At 74.9% G+C, this 24027-nt stretch carries 1 protein-coding gene and 1 pseudogene; both read left to right on the top strand.

Annotation, left to right across the window (positions count from 1 at the left end; genetic code table 11):
• Window positions 1-63: 63 nt before the first annotated feature.
• Window positions 64-14069, top strand: a pseudogene (locus tag OO63_RS47795) (type I polyketide synthase); the annotation flags it as partial.
• Window positions 14070-14637: 568 nt separating this feature from the next.
• Window positions 14638-24027 (top strand): type I polyketide synthase (locus OO63_RS25750; protein WP_030363632.1); only part of this gene is annotated, 9390 nt, incomplete at its 3' end.

Here is a 24027-nt window from a genome sequence, read left to right as displayed (position 1 = left end):
CGCCCCTCTCCTCACCCCACGACTCTCCCCTCTCCGAACTGTCTCTAGGAGCTAGGCCAGATGGTGAACGACGACAAAATCCGCCGCCTTCTCAAGCAGGTGACGGCGGATCTGCACACGACTCGTCGGAGAGTGCGCGAACTCGAGTCCAAGGACGCGGAGCCCGTCGCGATCATCGCGATGAGCTGCCGCTTCCCCGGCGGCGCGAGCACCCCCGAGGAGCTGTGGCGCCTCGTCAGGGACGGCGTGGACACGGTGTCCGCCTTCCCCGCCAACCGCGGCTGGGACGTGGCCGGGCTCTACCACCCCGACCCCGACCACCAGGGCACCACCTACGCCCGCGAGGGCGGCTTCGTGTACGCCGCCGACGAGTTCGACGCGGGCTTCTTCGGCATCTCGCCGCGCGAGGCCCGCGCCATGGACCCGCAGCAGCGGCTCCTCCTGGAGACCGCCTGGGAAGCCGTCGAACGCGCGGGCATCGACCCGCTGAGCCTGCGCGGCAGCCGCACCGGCGTGTTCACCGGCACCAACGGCCAGGACTACACGGCCGTCGTCGCCGAGGCCGCCGACAGCACCGAGGGCTACTCGGGCACCGGCAACACCGCCGCCGTCGTCTCCGGCCGCCTCTCCTACAGCCTGGGCCTGGAGGGCCCGGCCGTCACCGTCGACACGGCCTGCTCGTCGTCCCTCGTCGCCCTGCACCTCGCGGCGCAGGCGCTGCGCCAGGGCGAGTGCGGGCTCGCCCTCGCGGGCGGTGTGTCCCTGATGTCGACACCCACCGCCTTCGTGGAGTTCAGCCGCCAGCGCGGCATGGCGGCCGACGGCCGCTGCAAGGCCTTCGCCGAGGCAGCCGACGGCACCGGCTGGGGCGAGGGCGTCGGCCTGCTCCTCCTGGAGCGCCTGTCCGACGCCCGCCGCAACGGCCACGAAGTCCTCGCCGTCGTCCGCGGCTCCGCCGTCAACCAGGACGGCGCCAGCAACGGCCTGACCGCCCCCAACGGCCCCGCCCAGCAACGCGTCATCCGCGCCGCCCTCGCCAACGCGGGCCTCACCGCCGGTGACGTCGACGCCGTCGAGGCCCACGGCACCGGCACCACCCTCGGCGACCCCATCGAGGCGCAGGCGCTCCTCGCCACCTACGGGCAGGGGCGGCCGCGCACCCGACCGCTGTGGCTCGGCTCCGTCAAGTCCAACGTCGGGCACACCCAGGCCGCCGCGGGCGCCGCCGGTGTCATCAAGATGGTCATGGCGATGCGCCACGGCCTCCTGCCGCAGACCCTGCACGTCGACCAGCCGTCGTCGCACGTCGACTGGACCGCCGGAGCGGTCGAGCTGCTCACCGAGCCCCGCGACTGGCCAGGACGCGAGGACGCGCCGCGCCGCGCGGGCGTCTCCTCGTTCGGCGTCAGCGGCACCAACGCCCACGTCATCGTCGAGGAAGCCCCCGCCGACGTACCGCAGGAGCAGGCACAGGACGCTCCCGGCCGACCGGACGACACAGCCGCCGAGACCACCCCGGCCCCCGGCACCGACCCCCTGGCCGCCGTCGGCCCCACGCCCTGGCCCCTCTCCGGCCGCACCGCGAAGGCGCTGCGCGCCCAGGCCGCCCGGCTGCGCGAGCGACTGCTCGACCGCACCGAACTCGCCGACGACCGCGCCGCGCGCGCCGACATCGGCTGGACCCTGGCCACCGGCCGCTCCGCCTTCGAACACCGGGCCGTCCTCCTCGGCGAGGACCGCGACCAGCTGCTGCACGCCCTTCAAGCCCTCGCCTCCGAAGGCCCCGCCGCCCCCGGCACGGTCACCGGCCAGGTCACCGAGGGCCGCCTCGGCATCGTCTTCACCGGCCAGGGCAGCCAGCGCATCGGCATGGGGCGTGAGCTGTACGAGACGTTCCCCGCCTTCGCCACGGCCCTGGACGAGGTGTGCGCGCACCTCGCCCCGCACCTCGACCGGCCCCTGAAGGACGTCATGTTCGGCACCGACGCCGAGCTGTTGGAGCAGACGGGGTACACGCAGCCCGCCCTGTTCGCCGTCGAGGTCGCGCTGTTCCGCCTCGCCGAGTCCTTCGGGGTGCGCCCCGAGATCCTGGGCGGCCACTCCATCGGCGAACTCGCCGCCGCCCACGTCGCCGGGCTCTGGTCCCTCGCCGACGCCGCCCGACTGGTCGCCGCGCGCGGCCGGTTGATGCAGGCCCTGCCCCGGGGCGGCGCCATGCTCGCCGTGCAGGCGTCCGAGACCGACGTCGCCCCGCTGCTCGCCGAGGTCGCCGAGTGGGCGGGCCTCGCCGCCGTCAACGGCCCCGCCCAGGTGGTGCTGTCCGGCGACCGCGGCGTCCTGGAGGATCTCGCGGGACAGCTGCGCGCCGACGGCCGCAAGACCCGCTGGCTCAAGGTCAGCCACGCCTTCCACTCGCCCCTGATGGCCCCGATGCTCGACGAGTTCCGGCAGATCGCCCGGGGACTCGACTACCAGGACCCGACGCTCCCGGTCGTGTCGAACGTGACCGGGCGCCTCGCCACCGCCGACGAGCTGAAGGACCCCGAGTACTGGGTGCGGCACGTCCGCGAGGCCGTCCGCTTCCACGACGGCCTGACCGCCCTCACCGGCTTCGGCGTCACCACCCTGCTCGAACTCGGCCCCGACGCCGTCCTCACGGCGATGGCCCACGACACCCTCACCGGCCCCGACGCCCAGGCGGGACTCGTGGCCGCGCTGCGCCGCGACCGGCCCGAACCCGACACCTTCCTGACCGCTCTCGCCCGGCTGCACGTGCGCGGCACAGACGTCGACTGGACCCCGCGGTACGCCCCGACGCGCGCCCGGCGCCGCGTCGACCTGCCCACGTACGCCTTCCAGCACCAGCGGTACTGGCTCGACACCACCGCGCCGACCACCGCGGCCCCCACCCACGGGACCGCCCTGCCCGACGACGCCGAGGCCCGCTTCTGGGAGGCCGTCGAGCACGAGGACCTCGCGGAGCTGACCGGTGCCCTCGACGTGCCCGACGACGCCCCGCTGACCGAGGTCCTGCCCGCCCTCACGGCCTGGCGCCGCCGTCGGCGGTCCACGTCCACGCTGGACAGCTGGCGCTACCGCGTGACCTGGAACCCGCTGCCGCCCCGGCAGGGCGGTGACACCCCTGCCCTCACCGGCGGCTGGGCCCTGCTCGTCCCCGACGAGCACGCCGACCACCCCTGGAGCGGTGCGGCCGAGCGGGCCCTCGCCGCGGGCGGCGCCCGCGTCACGGTGGTGCGCGTCCCCGCCGTCGCCGCCACCGACCGGGCGGCCCTCACCGCACTCCTGGGGCAGCGTGAGGCGGCCGGGTGGGACGGCGTCCTCTCGCTCCTCGCCCTCGCCGCCGAGTCCGGCACCGGCACGGCAGCGGGCCCTGACACGGCATCGGGGCATGACACGGCATCGAGCCCCGGTACGGAATCGGCCCTCGGTACGGAATCGGCGCCGACCGCCGCCCTGCGCACGGCCGTTCTGCTCCAGGCGCTCGGCGACACCGGCAGCACCGCCACCGTCTGGGCCGCGACCCGCGGCGCGGTGGCGACGACGCCGTCCGAGCCCGCCGGTGACCCGGCGCAGGCGACCGTCTGGGGCCTCGGCCGCGTCGCCGCCCTCGAATACCCGCAGTCCTGGGGCGGCCTCGTCGACCTCCCCGAGACCGCCGACACCACGGCGGTCACCCACCTCACCCAGGCACTCGCCTCGTCGGCGGGAGCGTCGGGCCCGGCAGGCTCGTCGGACTGGTCCGGCGAGGACCAGCTCGCGGTGCGCGCCTCCGGCGTCTTCGCGCGGCGCCTGGTCCGCGCGCCCCTGGGCGACGCGGCGCCGGGCGCGGAGTGGTCCGCCGCCGGCGGCACGGTCCTCGTCACCGGCGGCACGGGCGCCCTGGGCGGCCATGTCGCGCGCTGGCTCGCCCGCGCGGGCGCCGGGCACCTGCTCCTGACGAGCCGTCGCGGCCTCGACGCGCCGGGCGCACGGGAACTCCGTACCGAACTGGAGGAGTCGGGCGTCCGCGTGACGGTCGCGGCGTGCGACGTCGCCGACCGCGCGGCGCTCGCGGCGCTGCTCGCCGACCTGCCCGACGACGCGCCGCTGACCGGCGTGTTCCACACGGCGGGCGTCCTCGACGACGGCGTCATCGACGGTCTCACCGAGGACCGGATGGCCGCCGTCTTCCGCGCGAAGGTGGCGTCCGCCCGGCACCTGGACGAGCTGACCCGCGCCGCGGACCTGTCGGCGTTCGTCCTGTTCTCCTCGCTCGCCGGTGTCGTCGGCGGCGCGGGCCAGGGCAGCTACGCCGCCGCCAACGCGGCCCTCGACGCCCTCGCCGAGGCCCGGCGCTCCGCCGGACACGCGGCGACCTCCGTCGCCTGGGGCCCCTGGGACGGCGGCGGCATGGCGGCCGAGGGCGCGGCCGCCGAGCGGCTGCGGCACGGCGTGATGCCGCCCATGGACCCCGACCTCGCGATCACCGCCCTGCACCAGGCACTCGGCGGCCACCAGGCGCTCGCCGTCGTCGCGGACGTCGACTGGGCCCAGTACGCGCCCGGCATCACCGCCGCCCGGCCGAGCCGCCTCTTCACGGACATCCCCGAGGCCCACTCGGCCCTCGCGGACCGCACCGGCGGTGCCGACACAGCCGCTGTCCCCGCGAACGCGCTCGCCGACCGCCTCGCCGCCCTGACCCCCGCCGACCGCGAGGCCGCGCTCCTGGACCTGGTGCGCCGGCAGGCCGCCGACGTCCTCGGCCACGCGAGCGCGGACGACGTGCACGTCACGCGCGCCTTCCGCGAACTCGGCTTCGACTCGCTCACGGCCGTCGAGCTGCGCAACCTCATCGGCGCCGCCACCGGCCTCCGGCTGCCGACGACGCTGGTCTTCGACTACCCGACGGCGACCGCGCTCGCCGCCCATCTGCACACCGAACTCTTCGGCGACGAGAGCGCGACCCCGCTGCCCGCACCCACCGGCGCCGCCGTGGACGACGAACCCCTCGCCATCATCGGCATGAGCTGCCGCTTCCCGGGCGGTGTGCGCAGCCCCGAGGATCTGTGGCGTCTGGTCGCCGACGGTGTCGACGCCATCGCCGACTTCCCCGCCGACCGCGGCTGGGACACCGAAGGGCTCTTCCACTCCGACGCCGAGCGCGCCGGCACCTCGTACGTCCGCGAAGGCGGATTCCTCTACGACGCCGGGCAGTTCGACGCCAAGTTCTTCGGCATCAACCCGCGCGAGGCCCTCGCGATGGACCCGCAGCAGCGCCTTCTCCTGGAGACGTCCTGGGAGGCGTTCGAGCGCGCCGGGATCGACCCGGCGACGCTCGGCGGCAGCCAGATCGGCGTGTTCGCGGGCACCAACGGTCAGGACTACACCGCGGGCGTCGACCACGTCCCCGACGAGGTCGAGGGCTACCTCGGCATCGGCAACGCCGCGAGCGTCGCGTCGGGCCGCATCTCGTACACCTTCGGCCTCGAAGGCCCCGCGGTGACGGTGGACACGGCCTGCTCGTCGTCCCTGGTCGCGCTGCACCTGGCCGCGCAGGCGATCCGCCAGGGCGAGTGCACGATGGCCCTCGCGGGCGGCGTCTCGGTGATGTCGACCCCGGCGACCTTCGTGGAGTTCAGCCGTCAGCGCGGCCTCGCCACGGACGGCCGCTGCAAGGCGTTCGCGGACGCGGCGGACGGCACGGGCTGGGGCGAGGGCGTGGGCATGCTTCTCGTGGAGCGCCTGTCCGACGCCCGCCGCAACGGTCACCGCGTGCTCGCCGTCGTGCGCGGCTCCGCCTCGCCACGTACGGCAAGGAGCGGTCGGCCGACCGGCCCCTGTGGCTGGGCTCCATCAAGTCCAACATCGGGCACACCCAGGCAGCCGCCGGTGTCGCCGGTGTCATGAAGATGGTCATGGCGATGCGGCACGGCGTGCTGCCCAAGACCCTGCACGTGGACGCCCCCTCCACCGAGGTGGACTGGTCGGCGGGAGCCGTCGAGCTCCTGACGGGCGCACGCGACTGGCCGCAAGGCGCCGACAGGTCACCCCGGCGCGCGGGCGTCTCGGCGTTCGGGGTGAGCGGCACCAACGCCCACGTGATCGTGGAGCAGGCACCGGCGGACGCCCCGGCCGAGCCGGACGAGCCCTCCGGCCACGCCGGACCGCCCACCTGCGTGACCCCCCTCGCTCTCTCCGCGAAGACCCCGGAGGCACTGCGGGAGCAGGCCGGACGGCTCCATGAGCACCTGCTGGCCCAGGACGGGCCGGGCGTCGCCGACCTAGGCTGGTCCCTGGCCGTGGCGCGGTCGCGGTTCGAGCACCGGGGTGTCGTCCTCGGGCGGGACCGGGGCGAGCTGCTCGCCGGTCTTGAGCGCCTTGCGCGCGGCGAAGGCACGACCGCACGCGGCGAAGGCACGATCGCGCGGGCCGACGGCGTGACCGCCGGGCATGCCGTGGTCGGGCAGGCGCAGGGCGGCACGGCACGCCCGGTGTTCGTGTTCCCCGGGCAGGGGGCGGAGTGGGCCGGGACGGCCCGCCGACTCCTCGACGAGTCGCCGGTGTTCGCGGACCGGATGCGCGAGTGCGCCGACGCGCTCTCGGAGTTCGTCGACTGGGACCTCTTCGACGAGCTGGGCGGGGGCAACTTCGACCGGGTGGACGTGGCCCAGCCGGTCCTGTTCGCCGTGATGGTGTCCCTGGCGGCCGTGTGGCAGGCGTCCGGTGTCGAGCCCGCCGCCGTCGTCGGCCACGGCCCCGGTGAGATCGCCGCCGCGTGCGTCGCGGGCGTGCTCTCGCTCGCGGACGCGGCCCGCGTCGTCGCCCTGCGCGCCCTCGCGATCCGTGAACTGCCGGTCCAGGGCGGCCTGGTGTCCCTGCCGCTGCCCGAGCAGGGCGTACGCGAGCTGATCGCGGCCTGGGACGGCCGGATCGAGCTCGCCGCGGTGAACGGCCCCGCGGAGACCGTCGTCTCGGGCACGACCGAGGCCCTGGACGAGCTGGTGGCCCAGTGCGCCGCCGAGGGTGTCCTGGCCGATGTCCTCGCGGTGGGCCACGGCGCGCACTCCGCGCAGGTCGAGGCCGTCGAGGCGCACCTGGCGCAGGTGCTCGCCCCCGTGGTGTCCCGCCCGGCCGACGTGTCGGTGTACTCCTCGCTGACGGGGGAGAGGCTGGACGCGGGCACCCCGATGGACGCCGGGTACTGGTACCGGAACCTGCGGCACACCGTCCGGTTCGAGCAGGCTGTCCGCGCCCTGCTCGCCGAGGGCCACGGACTGTTCGTGGAGATCAGCCCCCACCCCGTCCTCACCACCGCCGTCCGTGCCACCGCCGACGCCACCGGCACGCCGGCCGTCGCACTCGGCTCCCTGCACCGGGACGAGGGCGGCGCCCACCGCCTCATGACCGCCGTCGGCGAAGCCCACGCGCACGGCGCCGAGCTGGACTGGAAGGCGCTCTACCCGGGCGCCCGCACCATCGTCGACCTGCCTACGTACGCCTTCCAGCACGAGCACTTCTGGCTCGTCGACGGGCGCACTCCCGCCGGCACGCCGGGCGTCCCGGCCGACGAGGTGGAGGCGCGGTTCTGGGAGGCCGTGGAGCGCGAGGACCTGGCGGGGCTCGCGGCCGAGCTGGACGTGGCGGAGGGTTCCGCCGCCGAGCTCGGCGCTGTCCTGCCGGTCCTGTCGTCGTGGCGGCGGCAGAAGCGTGAGCGGTCCACCGTGGACAGCTGGCGCTACCGCGTCACGTGGAAGCCGCTGGCGGGCGGGGCCCTTCCCGGGGCCGCCCTCACGGGACGCTGGCTGGTCGTCGTACCGGAAGAGGCCGCCGCGCACCCGTGGACCACGGGTGTCACCGACGCGCTGGCGCAGGCCGGTGCGGAGGTCGCCGAAATGCGTGTCGGCGGCGCCGAGTTGACGCGGGATGCGCTGACCGCGCGCTTGCTTGAGCACGTGCCCGGCACCTCCGAGGCGTCCGGTGCCCACGACGGCGCGGCGGCCGGACTCGCCGGTGTCGTCTCCCTCCTCGCCCTCACCGAGGACCCGCACCCGGCGCACCCCGAACTGACCCTCGGCCTCGCGGGCACCCTGGCGCTCGTCCAGGCCCTCGGGGACGCCGAGGTCGACGCGAAGCTGTGGGCGGTCTCCAGCGGAGCCGTCTCCACCGGCCGCAGCGACCGGCTCACGAGCGCCCCGCAGGCCCAACTGTGGGGCCTGGGACGGGTCGTGGCCCTGGAGCACCCGGAGCGCTGGGGCGGTCTCGTCGACCTGCCGCAGACCCCGGACACGCGCACCGCGACGCGCCTCGCCACCGCCCTGGCGTGCATCCCCGCCGACGGGGCGGCGGACGGCGGCGGCGTCGAGGACCAGATCGCCGTGCGCGGCTCGGGCATCTTCGTCCGCCGTCTCGCACACGCCCCGCTGGCCACCGACCCGGCACGGGACTGGACGCCGTGCGGCACCGCGCTGATCACAGGCGGCACGGGCGCGCTCGGCGCGCACGTCGCCCGCTGGCTCGCCCGCGAGGGCGCCGACCACCTCGTCCTGACCAGCAGGCGCGGACTCGACGCGCCCGGCGCCGCCGAACTCAAGGCGGAACTGGAGGAGTTGGGAGCCGCAGTCACCGTCGCGGCCTGCGATGTCGCCGAACGCGACGCCGTCGCCGCGCTCCTCGGCGAACTGGCGGCGGCCGGGCGGAGCCCGCGTGCCGTCTTCCACGCCGCCGGGGTGAGCCCCGCCGTCGCCCTCGCCGACACCGCGCCCGCGGACCTCGCCCACGCGCTGGCCGCCAAGGCCGAGGGCGCCGCCCACCTCGACGCGCTCCTCGCCGACGCGGACCTCGACGCCTTCGTCCTGTTCTCCTCCATCGCCGCCGTCTGGGGCAGCGGCGGCCAGGCCGGATACGCCGCAGCCAACGCCTTCCTCGACGCGCTCGCCGAGCGCCGCCGCGCCCGCGGCCTGAGCGCCACCTCCGTGGCCTGGGGAGCCTGGGGCGGCAGCGGCATGGCGGCCACCGCCGAGGCCGAGGAGCACCTGCGCCGCCGCGGCGTCGCGCTCCTCGCGCCCGACCTGGCCGTCGGCGCGCTCGCCCAGGCACTCGCGTCCGACGAGACGTGCCTGACCGTGGCGGACGTCGACTGGGAGCGGTTCGCGCCCACCTTCACCGCCGCCCGCCCGAGCACCTTCCTCGGCGGCCTGCCCGCGCTGCGGCCACGGCCGCAGCGGACGACGGCCACCCCCGCGGGCGAGAGCGGACCGGTCTCGGAGTGGGCCGCCCGCCTCACCGGACTCCCCGAGCCCGAGCGGCAGCGCCTGGTCCTCGACCTCGTGCGAGCCGAGGCGGCGGCAGCCCTCGGCTACGGCGGCGCCGAAGCCGTCGAACCCACCCGCGCCTTCCGCGAGCTGGGCTTCGACTCGCTGACCGCCGTCGAACTCCGCAACCGCCTCACCGCGGCCACCGACATCCAGCTGCCCGCGACGGCCGTCTTCGACCACCCGTCGCCCGAGGTCCTCGCCCGCCACCTGCTCGTCGAGCTGTCCGGCGGCACCCCCGCCGCGACAGCGGCCCCCGTCCCGGCGGCGACCTCCGCCGACGTGGCCGACGACCCCATCGCCATCGTGTCCATGAGCTGCCGCTTCCCGGGCGGCGCCACCACCCCCGAGGGGCTGTGGCAGCTGCTCGTCGACGGCACCGACGCCATCTCCGTCTTCCCCGCCGACCGCGGCTGGGACCTCGACGGCGCCGCGCGCTACAAGCCCGAGGGCGGCTTCGTCTACGACGCCTCCGAGTTCGACGCCGGACTCTTCGGCATCTCCCCGCGCGAAGCCCTCGCCATGGACCCGCAGCAGCGGCTCCTCCTGGAGACCACCTGGGAACTCTTCGAACGCATCGGCATCGCCCCCAAGTCCCTGCGCTCCACCTCGACCGGTGTGTTCGTCGGCTCCGGCTTCCAGGGGTACGCGACCGGACTCGACAGCGTCCCCGAAGGCGTCGAGGGACACCTCATGACCGGCACGTCCGGCAGTGTCATCTCCGGCCGCCTCTCCTACGCCTTCGGCCTCGAAGGCCCCGCGGTGACCGTGGACACGGCCTGCTCGTCGTCGCTGGTGGCCCTGCACCTCGCGGCGCAGGCCCTGCGCCAGGGCGAGTGCGACCTCGCCCTCGCGGGCGGTGTCACCGTCATGGCGACGGCGGGCGCCTTCGACGAGTTCAGCCGCCAGGGCGGCCTCGCGGGCGACGGCCGCTGCAAGCCCTATGCGGAAGCGGCCGACGGCACGGGCTGGGGAGAGGGCGCGGGTCTGCTGCTCCTGGAGCGCCTGTCCGACGCCCGCCGCAACGGCCACGAAGTCCTCGCGGTGGTCCGCGGCTCCGCGGTCAACCAGGACGGCGCGTCCAACGGCCTGACCGCCCCGAACGGTCCCTCCCAGCAGCGCGTCATCACCCAGGCCCTCGCCAACGCCCGCCTCGCGCCCGAACAGATCGACGCCGTCGAGGGCCACGGCACCGGCACGACCCTGGGCGACCCGATCGAGGCGCAGGCCCTGATCGCCACCTACGGCAAGGAGCGCCCGGCCGACCGGCCGCTGCTCCTCGGCTCCGTGAAGTCCAACATCGGCCACACGCAGGCCGCCGCCGGTGTCGCGGGCGTCATCAAGATGGTCATGGCCATGCGCCACGGCATGCTCCCGCAGACCCTCCACGTCGACCGGCCGAGCACCCACGTCGACTGGTCCGCCGGGACCGTGGAACTGCTCGACCGCGCCCGCGAGTGGCCCGACCGGGACGGCGCGCCGCGCCGCGCCGGCGTCTCGTCCTTCGGCGTCAGCGGCACCAACGCCCACGTCGTCGTGGAACAGGCCCCCCGCCGCAGGCCCACCACTCCTGAGGGCCCCGGTGAGGTGCACGCCACCCGCACCGCCGTCCCCTGGCAGCTCTCGGCCCGCAGCGCCGACGCCCTCCGCGCCCAGGCCGCCCGCCTGCGCGAACGCCTCGTCTCCGACCCGGCCCTCGCCGCCGACCGCGCCGGACTCGCCGACGCGGGCTGGTCCCTGGCCACGGGCCGCTCCCCCCTCGAACACCGCGCCGTGGTCTTCGGCCGCGACCGCGACGACTTCCTGACCGGCCTGGACGCACTGTCCTCCGGCGGCCACGGACCGGGCGTCGTGTCCGGTGCGGTGGTGGAGGGCCGTCTCGGGGTGGTGTTCACCGGTCAGGGCAGCCAGCGGATCGGGATGGGGCGTGAGCTGTACGAGGCGTTCCCGGTGTTCGCGGACGCGCTGGACGAGGTGTGTGCGCACCTGGATGGGCTGCTGGAACGCCCGCTCAAGGACGTCATGTTCGGTGCGGATGCGGAGCTGTTGGAGCGGACCGGGTACGCGCAGCCCGCGCTGTTCGCCGTCGCTCCGGTGAGCGGGCCGCGCTGGAGGGTCTGGAGGAGAAGCTGCGGGGTGAGGGTCGCAAGGTGCGGTGGCTGAAGGTGTCGCACGCCTTCCACTCGCCGCTCATGGACCCGGTCCTGGAGGACTTCCGGGCGGTCGCCGAGAAGCTGACGTATCGCCGAGAAGCTGACGTATCAGGACACCGCTCTGCCGGTGGTCTCGAACCTGACCGGACAGCTCGCCACCACGGAGGAGTTGAAGGACCCGGGTTACTGGATCCGTCACATCCGCGAGGCCGTCCGCTTCCACGACGGGCTCGCCACCCTCAGCGGCCAGGGAGTCTCCACCCTCCTGGAGCTGGGCCCGGACGCTGTCCTGACGGCGATGGCGCACGACACGATCACCGACCCGGACGCGCAGGCGGGCCTCGTCGGCGCGCTGCGCAAGGACCGCCCCGAGCCGGACACGTTCCTGGCCGCGCTCGCCAAGGTCCAGGTGCGCGGTGCGGAGGCCGACTGGGCTCCGCTGTACGCACCGGCCGAGGCGCGGCGCCGCGTGGACCTGCCCACGTACGCCTTCCAGCACGAGCACTACTGGCTGGAGGCGGCGTCGGACACGGCGGGCGTGGCCGGTTCCGGTGCGGTGGACGAGGTCGAGTCGCGGTTCTGGGAGACAGTGGAGAGCGCGGACCTCGCCGAGTTGGCCAAGACCCTGGAGGTGCCGGACGACGCCCCGCTCGCCGAGGTCCTGCCCGCGCTGACCGCCTGGCGGAAGCAGCGGCGCGAGACCTTCACTCTCGACAAGTGGAACTACCGCGAGTCGTGGACGCCGCTCACCGAGTCTGCGGTGGGGAAGCTGACGGGCAGCTGGCTCGTCGTCGTACCGGAGAGCCGGACGGACGGCGGGACGGAAGGCGGGACGGACGGTGGGACGGACGGTCAGGCCGACGGGCGGCCGGGCAGCGCCGCCGACGCCTCGTGGCGCGCCGCCGTGGCCGCCCTCATGGCCGAGCACGACGTGCGCCTCGTGACGGTGGAGGTGCCCGCGCACGCCACCACCCGGGACGCGCTCGCCGGACCCCTGCGCGCCGCACTCGGTACGGCTGCCGACGTGACCGCCTACGACGGTGTGCTGTCGCTGCTCGCCGCCGACCGCCTCGAAACCGACGCGGGCGCGGCCGGTGACGGCGTGACAGGTGACGGCGTGACAGGTGACGGCGGGACCGGTGCCGTACCGGCGGAGGTCGCGTCCACCCTGGCCCTGATCCAGGCCCTCGGCGACACCGGCGTCGACGCACCCCTGTGGTGCGCCACCCGCGACGCCGTCGCCGTCGGCCACGCCGACGTGCGGACCGCGCCCGGCCGCAGTGCCCTGTGGGGCCTCGGCCGCGTCGCCGCGCTGGAGTATCCGGAGCGCTGGGGCGGTCTGGTCGACCTGCCCGAGACCGCCGACACGGCAGCCCTGTCCCGGCTCGGCCGCGTCCTCGGCGGCGCCTGGGCCGGCGAGGACCAGGTCGCGGTGCGCGGCTCCGGCGCCTTCGGGCGCCGCGTGGTGCGCGCGCCGTACGACGGTGAACCGGCCGCCGCGTGGGCGCCGCACGGCACCGTGCTCGTCACCGGCGGCACCGGCGCCCTCGGCGGCCACGTGGCCCGCTGGCTCGCCCGCGAGGGCGCCGAACACCTCGTCCTGACCAGCAGGCGCGGCCCCGACGCGCCGGGCGCGGCCGAACTCCGCGCCGAACTGGAGGCGTCGGGCATCCGCGTCACCGTCGCGGCCTGCGACGCCGCCGACCGGGACGCCCTCGCGGGCCTCCTCGCGGACATCCCCGCCGACGCGCCGCTGACCGGCGTGTTCCACGCGGCCGGTGTCCTCGACGACGGCGTACTCGACGCGATGACGCCCGAGCGGCTCGCGACCGTCTTCCGCGCGAAGACGGAGTCGGCCCGCAACCTGGACGAGCTGACGGCCGGTCTCGACCTGTCGGCGTTCGTCCTGTTCTCCTCCTTCGCCGGTGTGGCCGGCGGCGCGGGACAGGGCAGCTACGCCGCCGCCAACGCCTACCTCGACGGGCTCGCCCACGCCCGCCGCGCCCGGGGCCTGACCGCCACCTCGGTGGCCTGGGGCCCGTGGGCGGGCAGCGGCATGGCCGCCGGGGGAGTGGCCGCGGAACGGCTGCGCGGCGGGGCGCTCCCGCCCCTGGAGCCGGAGCGCGCCGTCGTCGCCCTCCAGCGCCTCCTCGGCCAGGACCACACCGCCGTCCTCGTCGCCGACGTCGACTGGCGGCAGTACGCACCCGCGTTCACCGCGGTCCGGCCCAGCAGGCTCTACGCCGAACTGCCGGAAGCGGAAGCGGCACGGTCCGCCACCGCCGACACCGCGACCGGCCTCGGCGGACCCGCCGCCGGACAGGGCGGCCCGGACCTGACCGAGCGCCTCGCGGCACTGCCCCGGCCCGACCAGGACCGGCTGCTCCTCGACCTGGTCTGCGAGCAGGTCGCCGCCGTCCTCGGCTACAGCGGCGCGGCCGCCGTCGAACCCACCCGCGCCTTCCGCGAGCTGGGCTTCGACTCCCTGACCGCCGTCGAACTCCGCAACCGCGTCAACGCCCTCACCGGCCTCGTCCTGCCCGCCACCGTGGTCTTCGACCACCCGACCCCCACGGCCCTCACCGACTGCCTGCGCACCGAACTCGCCCCGGACGCCGCCGACCCCGCCCTGCTGCTGCTCGGCGACCTCGACCGGCTCGAAGGCAGCCTCGCCGCGGCCGGATCCGCCGACGAGATCACCCGCACCAAGGTCGCGGTGCGCCTCCAGGCGGCACTCGACCGCTGGAAGAGCACAGCCAGCGGCGCGGGCGCGCAAGCGGGCGCCGGAACAGCGACCGCCACCGACGCCCCTGACGTCGGCGAACAACTCGCCGCCGCCAGCGACGACGAGATGCTCGAATTCATCAAGAAGCAACTCGGCAGGGGCTGACAATCACCCGCTGACAACCACCCAGAGATAAACCGCGTCTTCGTCGAAGGATGGACAAGGAGCGCTCGTCAAGGTAATTAATTGAACCGACAGCCCCTACCCACCCCCTTTGCTCATGCACTCGCCCCCGGCCTCATTTCGAGGCAATCCCGTAGGGGCGAGTAGGGGGAGGGTAGGGGTTGTTGGTCGTATGGGGCCCCCATAGCGTCATCGAGAAAACGGCTGCGGACAGGTCCGTTGTATGCCAGAGGGTGCGGCACACGTCCTGAACAGGTGACATTTGATGGCGAATGAAGAGACGCTGCGCGACTATCTCAAGTGGGTTTCGGCGGACCTGCATCAGACGCAGCAACGTCTGAAGGACATCGAGGCCGCTGCTCAGGAGCCCATCGCGATCACAGCGATGAGCTGCCGCTTCCCCGGCGGCGTGGGCGGCCCCGAAGATCTGTGGCGACTCCTTTCCGAAGGCCGGGACGCCATTTCAGGCCTCCCCACGGACCGTAACTGGGACCTCGAATCCCTCTACGACCCGGACGCCGCCGGAAAGCAGGGAACGACTTCCACGGCACACGGCGGTTTCCTGACCGGCGTCGCCGAATTCGACGCCGCTTTCTTCGGCATCTCGCCGCGCGAGGCCCTCGCCATGGACCCGCAGCAGCGGCTCCTCCTGGAAACCGCGTGGGAGGCCCTGGAACGCGCGGGGATCGACCCGGCGACGGTACGCGGCAGCCGCACCGGCGTATTCGTCGGCACCAATGGACAGGACTACGCCCCGCTCCTCTTCGAAGCCGAGGAGGACGTCGAGGGCTATGTCAGCACCGGCAACGCCGCCGCCGTGGAGTCCGGCCGCATCGCCTACACCCTCGGCCTCGAAGGCCCCGCCCTCACCGTCGACACGGCCTGCTCCTCCTCCCTCGTGGCCCTGCACCTCGCCGTGCAGGCACTGCGCCAGGGCGAGTGCGGCATGGCCCTCGTCGCGGGCGTCACCGTCATCTCGACCCCCGGCGTCTTCACCGAGTTCAGCCGCCAGCAGGGCCTCGCCGCCGACGGCCGCTGCAAGGCGTTCGCCGACGCGGCGGACGGCACCGGCTGGGGCGAGGGCGTCGGCATGCTCCTCGTCGAGCGTCTCTCCGACGCCCGCCGCGCGGGCCGCCAGGTCCTCGCCGTCGTCCGCGGCTCCGCCGTCAACCAGGACGGCGCCAGCAACGGCCTGACCGCCCCCAACGGCCCGTCCCAGCAGCGCGTCATCATGCAGGCCCTCGCCAACGCCCGCCTCACCGCGGCGGACATCGACGCCGTCGAGGCCCACGGCACGGGCACGACGCTGGGCGACCCCATCGAGGCCCAAGCCCTCATCGCCACCTACGGCCAGGAACGCCCGGAGACCGGCGAACCCCTGTGGCTGGGCTCCATCAAGTCCAACATCGGCCACACCCAGGCCGCCGCCGGCGTCGCGGGCATCATCAAGATGGTCATGGCGATGCGCGCGGGTGTCCTGCCCCAGACCCTGCACGTCGACGAGCCCACGTCCCAGGTGAACTGGTCCGCCGGCGCTGTCGCCGTCCTGACCGAGGCCCGCGCATGGGCCGAGCGGGACGGCGGCGCACCGCGCCGCGCGGGCATCTCGTCCTTCGGCGTGAGCGGTACGAACGCACACGTCATCGTGGAGCAGGCGCCGGGCGACGAGACGGATCCCGCCGAAGCCGAGGCCGACGTCACGCCGACCACTTCGGCCGTGCTCGCGGGTGTCGTGCCGCTGGCCCTCTCGGGCAAGACCGAGGACGCGGTACGGGCCCAGGCCGAACGGATCCGCGAGCTGCTGCTTGCGTCCGACGGTCTTGAACTGGGTGATGTGGCCTGGTCGCTGGCGACCACCCGGTCGCGGTTCGACCAGCGGGGCGTCGTCCTCGGGCGGGACCGGGACGAGCTCCTCGCCGGGCTCGAGACGCTGGCTCAGGACGGCCCGGAGGCGCGGCACGTCGTCAGCGGGCGGGTGCTGGGTGGTGCGGTGCGTCCGGTGTTCGTGTTTCCGGGGCAGGGGTCGCAGTGGGCCGGTATGGCTCGTGAACTGATCGAGTCCAGCCCGGTGTTCGCGGAGCGGATGCGGGAGTGCGCGGACGCGCTGTCGGAGTTCGTGGACTGGGACCTGCTGGAGGCGCTGGGCGGGGAGCGGTTCGACCGGGTGGATGTGGTCCAGCCGGTGTTGTTCGCCGTGATGGTGTCGCTGGCGGCGACCTGGCAGGCGGCCGGTGTTCAGCCTGCGGCCGTGGTGGGTCACAGCCAGGGCGAGATCGCCGCCGCGTGCGTCGCGGGCGCGCTGTCGCTGCGGGATGCCGCCCGTGTGGTGGCGCTGCGGAGCCTCGCCATCCGTGAGTTGTCCGGCAAGGGCGGCATGGTGTCCGTACCGCTGCCGGAGCAGGAAGTACGTGAGCTGATCGAGGCCTGGGACGGCCGCATCGAGCTGGCCGCCGTCAACGGGCCCGCCCAGGTCGTGGTCTCCGGCGAGCCGGACGCGCTGGAGGAACTGGTTGCCCAGTGTGTCTCCCAGGACGTCCGGGCGCGCGCAATTCCGGTGGACTACGCCTCGCACTCCTCCTACGTGGAGCAGATCGAGCAGCAGATAGCCGAGGCGCTGTCCGGGGTGGACCCGCAGGTCGCTGAGGTTCCGCTGTTCTCGACGCTGACGGGGGAGTGGCTGGACGCCAACACCCCGATGGACGCGGGGTATTGGTACCGCAACCTCCGCCAGACGGTCCTCTTCGAGCACGCCACCCGCGGCCTCCTCGCCGAAGGCCACGGCCTGTTCCTGGAGATGAGCCCCCACCCGGTCCTCACCGTCCCCGTCCAGGCGACGATTGACGCGACCGACAGCCAGGCCGTCACCCTCGGCTCCCTGCGCCGTGACGAGGGCGGCGCCGACCGCCTCGCGGCCTCCCTCGCAGAAGCCCACGCCCACGGCGCCGAACTCGACTGGAACGCCCTCTTCCCCGGCGCCCGCACCACCGTCGACCTCCCCACCTACCCCTTCCAGCGCGAGCGCTACTGGCCGAAGGCCGCGCCCGCCGGAGCCGGTGACGTGGTGTTCGCGGGGCTGCGTGCCGCCGGGCACCCGCTGCTCGGGGCCGCCGTGGCGCTCGCGGACGCGGACGGGTACCTGTTCACCGGGCGCCTTGCGACGCAGACGCACCCGTGGCTCGCGGACCACGCGGTCGACGGGAGGATCCTGCTGCCCGGCACGGCCTACGTCGAACTCGCCCTGCGCGCGGGCGACGAGGTCGGCTGTGGCCACCTCGAAGAGCTGACCCTGGAAGCGCCCCTCGTCGTCCCGGAGCAGGGCGGCATCCAGCTGCAGATCTCCGTGGGCGGCCCGGACGGCACCGGTCGGCGCGAGCTGAGCCTGTTCGCGCGCCCCCAGGACGACACCGACGACACCCCCTGGACGCGCCACTTCACCGGCAGCCTGCTGCCGACCGCCCCCGCGGACGCCGCCACCGAGGCCGCCGACCTGTCCGCGTGGCCGCCCGCCGGGGCCGAGCGCGTCGACGTGTCCGACCTGTACGAGCGCCTCACGGCCAACGGGCACGGCTACGGCCCCCTCTTCCAGGGCCTGCGCGCCGCCTGGCGGCAGGGCGACGACGTGTACGCGGAGATCGACCTGCCGCAGGAGGCGCACGCCGACACGGAGTCCTTCGGGCTGCACCCGGCGCTCTTCGACGCCGCCCTGCACGCCATCGGGCTCGGTGACTTCATCACCCGCACCGACCGCGCGCACCTGCCGTTCGTCTGGTCCGGCGTCACCCTGCACGCCACCGGCGCCACCACGCTCCGCGTGCGCGTCGCCGCCGCCGGAGCGGACACTGTCACGCTGCTCGCCGCCGACGCCACCGGGCAGCCGGTCGTCTCCGTCGCGTCGCTCGCGCTGCGCGCCCTGTCCGAGGAGCACCTGACCGGTTCGGTGCGGCGCGACGCGCTGTTCCAGGTGGAGTGGACGACCCTCGACACCCCGGCGGACACGGCCACACAGCTCGCCTCGGCGGCGGTCCTCGGCGACGGCACCCCGGACGCCGACGGCGCCCTGCCCTTCGTACGCCACACCCACGCGGACCTGGAGGCCCTGACCGCCGCGCTCGACGACGGCGCCGAGCCGCCCGCGACGCTGTTCCTGCCCCTCCTGACGGCCGCCGAGGGTGGCCGCGCGACCGAACTGGGCGCTCTGCGGCCCCAGTTGGAGAGCGCCCTTGAGGTCGTGCAGGGCTGGCTCGGGGAGGAGCGGTTCGAGGAGTCCCGGCTCGTCGTGGTGACGCGTGGCGCGGTCGCCGTCGCCGACCCGGACCCCGTGGCCGCCGCCGTGTGGGGCCTGCTGCGTTCGGCGCAGTCCGAGCACCCTGGCCGCTTCGTCCTCCTGGACCTGGACGAGGAGGCCGCCGGCGGTGCGGGCGAGGGGCTGGTCGCCGCCGCCCTCGCGACGGACGAGCCCGAGGTGGCGCTCCGCGACGGCACCCCTCGCGCGCCGCGCCTGACCCGCGTACCCCTCACGGAGACCGGGACCGACTCCGCGCTCACTGCCGAGGCCGACTCCGCGCCCACCGGCACCTGGGGCGAGGGCACCGTCCTCGTCACCGGCGGCACCGGCACCCTGGGCGGCCTCGTGGCCCGCCACCTCGCCGCCCGCCACGGCGTCCGCGACCTGCTCCTCGTCTCCCGGCGCGGCGACGCCGCCCCCGGCGCCGCCGAACTCCGCGCGGACCTGGAGGAGTCGGGCGCCCGCGTGCGCCTCGCCGCCTGCGACACGGCCGACCGCACCGCACTCGCCGCCCTCCTGGACGAGGTCGGCGCCGACCTGTCCGCCGTCGTGCACGTCGCCGGAGCCCTCGACGACGGCGTCGTCACCGCCCTGACGCCCGAGCGCCTGGACACCGTCCTGCGCCCCAAGGCCGACGCGGCCCTGAACCTGCACGAGCTGACGGCCGGCCTGGACCTCTCGGCGTTCGTCCTGTTCTCCTCCGCCGCCGGTGTCTTCGGCACCCCCGGCCAGGCGAACTACGCGGCCGCCAACGCCTACCTCGACGCGCTCGCCCGGCGCCGCCGTGCCCAGGGCCTCCCGGCGACCTCCCTCGCCTGGGGCCTGTGGGCCGAGGCCAGCGAGATGACCGCCCACCTCGGCGCGGGCGAACTCGACCGCAGGACCCGCGCCGGAGCGGCCCCCCTCACCTCCGAGGAGGGCCTGGACCTCTTCGACGCCGCACACACGGCGAACCACCCCCTGACCGTCCCGGTCCGCCTCGACCTCGCGGGCCTGCGCGCCCAGGCCGCCGCCGGAAGCGGCGTCCCGCCGCTCCTGCGCACCCTGGTCCGCGCACCCCAGCGACGCACCGCCGCGGCCGCGGACCGGCAGGAGGGCTCCGCCCTCGCCCAGCGCCTGGCCGCGCTCCCGGAGACGGACCGCGAGCAGGAAGTCCTCACGCTCGTACGCGGCCACGCAGCCGCCGTCCTCGGCTACCCGTCGGCCGACGCCATCGCGCCCGACCGCGCCTTCCGCGAAGTCGGCTTCGACTCGCTCACCGCCGTCGAACTGCGCAACCGCCTCACCGCCGCGACCGGCCTGCGCCTGCCCGCCACCCTCGCCTTCGACTACCCGGCCGCCACCGTCCTGGCCCGCCACATCCTCGAAGAGGTCCTCGGCACCGACACCACGGCCCTCACGCGGGGCGCGGCACGGCCGGTGAAGGCCTCGGCCCCGGCCGACGACGACCCGATCGTGATCGTGTCGATGAGCTGCCGCTACCCCGGCGGCGTCGCCACCCCCGAAGACCTGTGGCGCCTCACCGCTGACGGCGTCGACGCCATCGGCGACCTGCCCGGCGACCGCGGCTGGGACGTCGACGCGCTCTACGACCCCGACCCGGACCGCGCGGGCTCCTTCTACACGCGCGAAGGCGGCTTCCTCTACGACGCCGCCGACTTCGACCCGGCCTTCTTCGGCATCTCCCCGCGCGAGGGCCTGTCCATCGACCCGCAGCAGCGGCTCCTCCTGGAGACCACCTGGGAGGCGTTCGAGCGCGCGGGCATCGACCCGGCCGCCGCGCGCGGCAGCTCCACCGGCGTCTTCGTCGGCGTCATGTACAACGACTACGCCACGCACCTCCTGAGCGCCCCCGGCGGCCTCGACGACCTGGAGGGGTATGTCGGCAACGGCAGCGCCGCGAGCGTCGCCTCCGGCCGCATCTCGTACTCCTTCGGCCTCGAAGGCCCCGCCGTCACCGTCGACACGGCCTGCTCGTCGTCGCTCGTGGCCCTGCACCTCGCCGCGCAGGCGCTGCGGCAGGGCGAGTGCGACATGGCCCTCGCGGGCGGCGTCGCCGTCATGTCGACCCCCGGCACGTTCATCGAGTTCAGCCGTCAGCGCGGCCTCGCCGCCGACGGCCGCTGCAAGTCCTTCGCGGCCGCCGCCGACGGCACCGGCTGGGGCGAGGGCGTCGGCGTCCTCCTCCTGGAGCGCCTGTCCGACGCCCGCCGCAAGGGCCACCGCGTGCTCGCGGTCGTCCGCGGCTCCGCCGTCAACCAGGACGGCGCGTCCAACGGCCTGACCGCCCCCAACGGCCCCGCCCAGCAGCGCGTCATCCGCGCCGCCCTCGCCAACGCGGGCCTCACGACCACGGACGTGGACGCCGTCGAGGCCCACGGCACCGGCACCACGCTCGGCGACCCCATCGAGGCGCAGGCCCTCATCGCCACCTACGGCAAGGAGCGCCCCGCCGACCGGCCCCTGTGGCTCGGCTCGCTGAAGTCGAACATCGGGCACACGCAGGCCGCCGCCGGTGTCGCCGGTGTCATCAAGATGGTCATGGCGATGCGCGCGGGCGTCCTGCCGCAGACCCTGCACGTCGACGAGCCGACCCCCGAGGTGGACTGGTCGGCGGGCGCCGTCGAACTCCTCACCGAGTCCCGCGAGTGGGCCGAGCGGGACGGCGGCGCGCCGCGCCGCGCGGGCGTGTCGTCGTTCGGCGTCAGCGGCACGAACGCGCACGTCATCGTGGAACAGGCCCCGACGGCCGACGAGCCGGTCCGCCCGGACGAGCCGTCCGGCGACACCCAGCCGCTCCTCGCCGCCGTACCCCTGGCCCTGTCGGCGAAGACCCCCGAGGCGCTGCGCGCGCAGGCCGCCCGGCTGCGGGACCGGCTCCTGACGGACACCGGCCTGCGCCTGGACGACGTCGTCTGGTCGCTGGCGACGGCACGGTCCCGGTTCGAGCACCGGGGCGCCGTCGTCGGACGCGACCGGCAGGACGTCCTCACGGGCCTCGAGCGCCTCGCCGAAGGCGACCTCACGGCCGCCGGTGTCGTCACGGGGCGTGCCGAGAGCGCCGGGCGCGCGGTGTTCGTGTTCCCGGGGCAGGGGTCGCAGTGGGCCGGGATGGCTCGTGAACTGCTCGACTCCAGTCCGGTGTTCGCGGAGCGGATGCGGGAGTGCGGTGACGCGCTGGCGGAGTTCGTGGAGTGGGAGCTTTTTGAGGAGTTGAGCGGGGACCACTTCGATCAGGTCGATGTGGTGCAGCCGGTGTTGTTCGCGGTGATGGTGTCGCTGGCCGAGGTGTGGCGTGCGGCTGGTGTGGAGCCTGCTGCTGTGGTGGGTCACAGTCAGGGTGAGATCGCGGCTGCTTGCGTCGCGGGTGCCCTCGGCCTGCGTGACGCCGCCCGCGTCGTGGCCCTGCGCAGCCAGGCGATCCGGGAGCTGTCGGGCAAGGGCGGGATGGTGTCCGTGCCGCTGCCCGAGGCCGAGGTGCGTGAGCTGATCACCGCCTGGGACGACCGCGTCTCGGTCGCGGCCGTCAACGGCCCCGCCCAGGTGGTCGTTTCGGGCGAGCCCGACGCGCTGGAGGAACTGGTCGCGCAGTGCGTGGCTCAGGACGTTCGCGCCCGCACGATCCCTGTGGACTACGCCTCGCACTCCGCGTACGTGGAGCAGATCGAGGAGCGGATCGCCAAGGCGCTGGCCGGGGTGACCCCGAAGGCTGCTGAGGTTCCGTTGTTCTCGACGCTGACGGGGGAGTGGCTGGACTCCAACACCCCTATGGACGCCGGGTATTGGTACCGCAACCTGCGCCAGACAGTCCTCTTCGAGCACGCCACCCGCGGCCTCCTTGCCGAGGGGCACACCCTGTTCGTCGAGATGAGCCCGCACCCGGTCCTCACCGTCCCGGTGCAGGCGACGATCGACGCGACCGACAGCCAGGCCGTGACTCTCGGCTCTCTCCGCCGCGACGAGGGCGGCGCCGACCGCCTGGCGGCCTCCCTCGCAGAAGCTCACGTCCACGGTGCCGAACTCGACTGGCAGGCCCTCGTCCCCGGCGCCCGCGTGATCGCGGACCTGCCGACGTACGCCTTCCAGCGCCAGCACTACTGGCCCGACTTCGCCGTCCCCGAGGACGCGGCGGCGCCGGCCGTGGACGAGGTGGAGTCCCGGTTCTGGGACGCGGTGGAGCGCGAGGACCTGGAGCGGCTGGCCGCCGAGCTGGAGGTGGCGGACGGCTCCGCCGCCGGGCTCGGCGAGGTCCTTCCCGTCCTCTCGTCCTGGCGGCGGCAGCGCCGTGAGCGCTCGACCGTCGACGGCTGGCGCTACCGGGTCACCTGGAAGCCGCTGACCGGCACCGCCCTGCCGACGTCCGGGCTCTCCGGCCGCTGGCTGGTCGTCCTGCCGGAGCACGCGGCGGAGCAGCCGTGGGCCGCGGGCACCGCCGAGGCCCTGGAGCGCGCCGGTGCGGAGGTCGTCCAACTCTGCCTTACGCGCGACGAGTTGACGCGCGAAGCGCTGACCGTTCGGCTCGCGGATGCCGCCGCCGGTGAGCTATCCGGCGTGGTCTCACTGCTCGGCCTCGACGAGACCGCGCACGCCGAGCACTCCGGTGTGCCGGTCGGTCTGGCCGGGACCGTGGCGCTCGTGCAGGCCCTCGGCGACGCGGGTGTCGGCGCGCGGCTGTGGACGGTCACCCGGGGCGCGGTGTCGACCGGCCGCAGCGACCAGGTGGAGAACCCGGCGCAGGCGCAGCTGTGGGGTCTGGGCCGGGTCGTGGCCCTGGAGTACCCGGACCGCTGGGGCGGCCTGATCGACGTCCCGTCGGCGTACGGCACCCGCGCGGGCGCGCGCTTCACGGCGGCCCTCGCCGGGGAGCACGAGGACCAGCTCGCGGTACGCGGCTCCGGTGTCCTCGTACGCCGTCTGGTGCGGGCCGGGACGGCCGACGCGGCGGAGAAGTGGTCGCCGCGCGGCACGGCGCTGGTCACCGGCGGTACGGGTGCGGTCGGCGGGCACGTCGCGCGCTGGCTGGCCCGGGAAGGCGTCGAGCACCTGGTGCTCACCAGCCGTCGTGGCCCGGACGCGCCCGGCGCCGTCGAACTCCGCGCCGAGCTGGAGGAGTTGGGCGCTGACGTCACCGTCGCCGCCTGCGACATCGCCGACCGCGACGCGGTCGCCACGCTCCTGGACGGCCTGGCCGCCGAGGGCCGCACGCTGCGCTCCGTGTTCCACGCGGCGGGCGTCGGCCAGACGCAGCCCCTGGACGGCATGACCGCGACGGACATCGCGGAGGTCTTCGGCGCGAAGACGGCCGGTGCCACGCTCTTGGACGAACTGATCGACGGCGACGGCCTGGACGCGTTCGTGCTGTTCTCGTCC

The organism is Streptomyces alboflavus (assembly GCF_000716675.1).
GTDB lineage: Bacteria > Actinomycetota > Actinomycetes > Streptomycetales > Streptomycetaceae > Streptomyces > Streptomyces alboflavus.
Note: the sequence above shows the minus strand (reverse complement) of the source record. Positions and strands in the feature narration are given on the sequence as shown.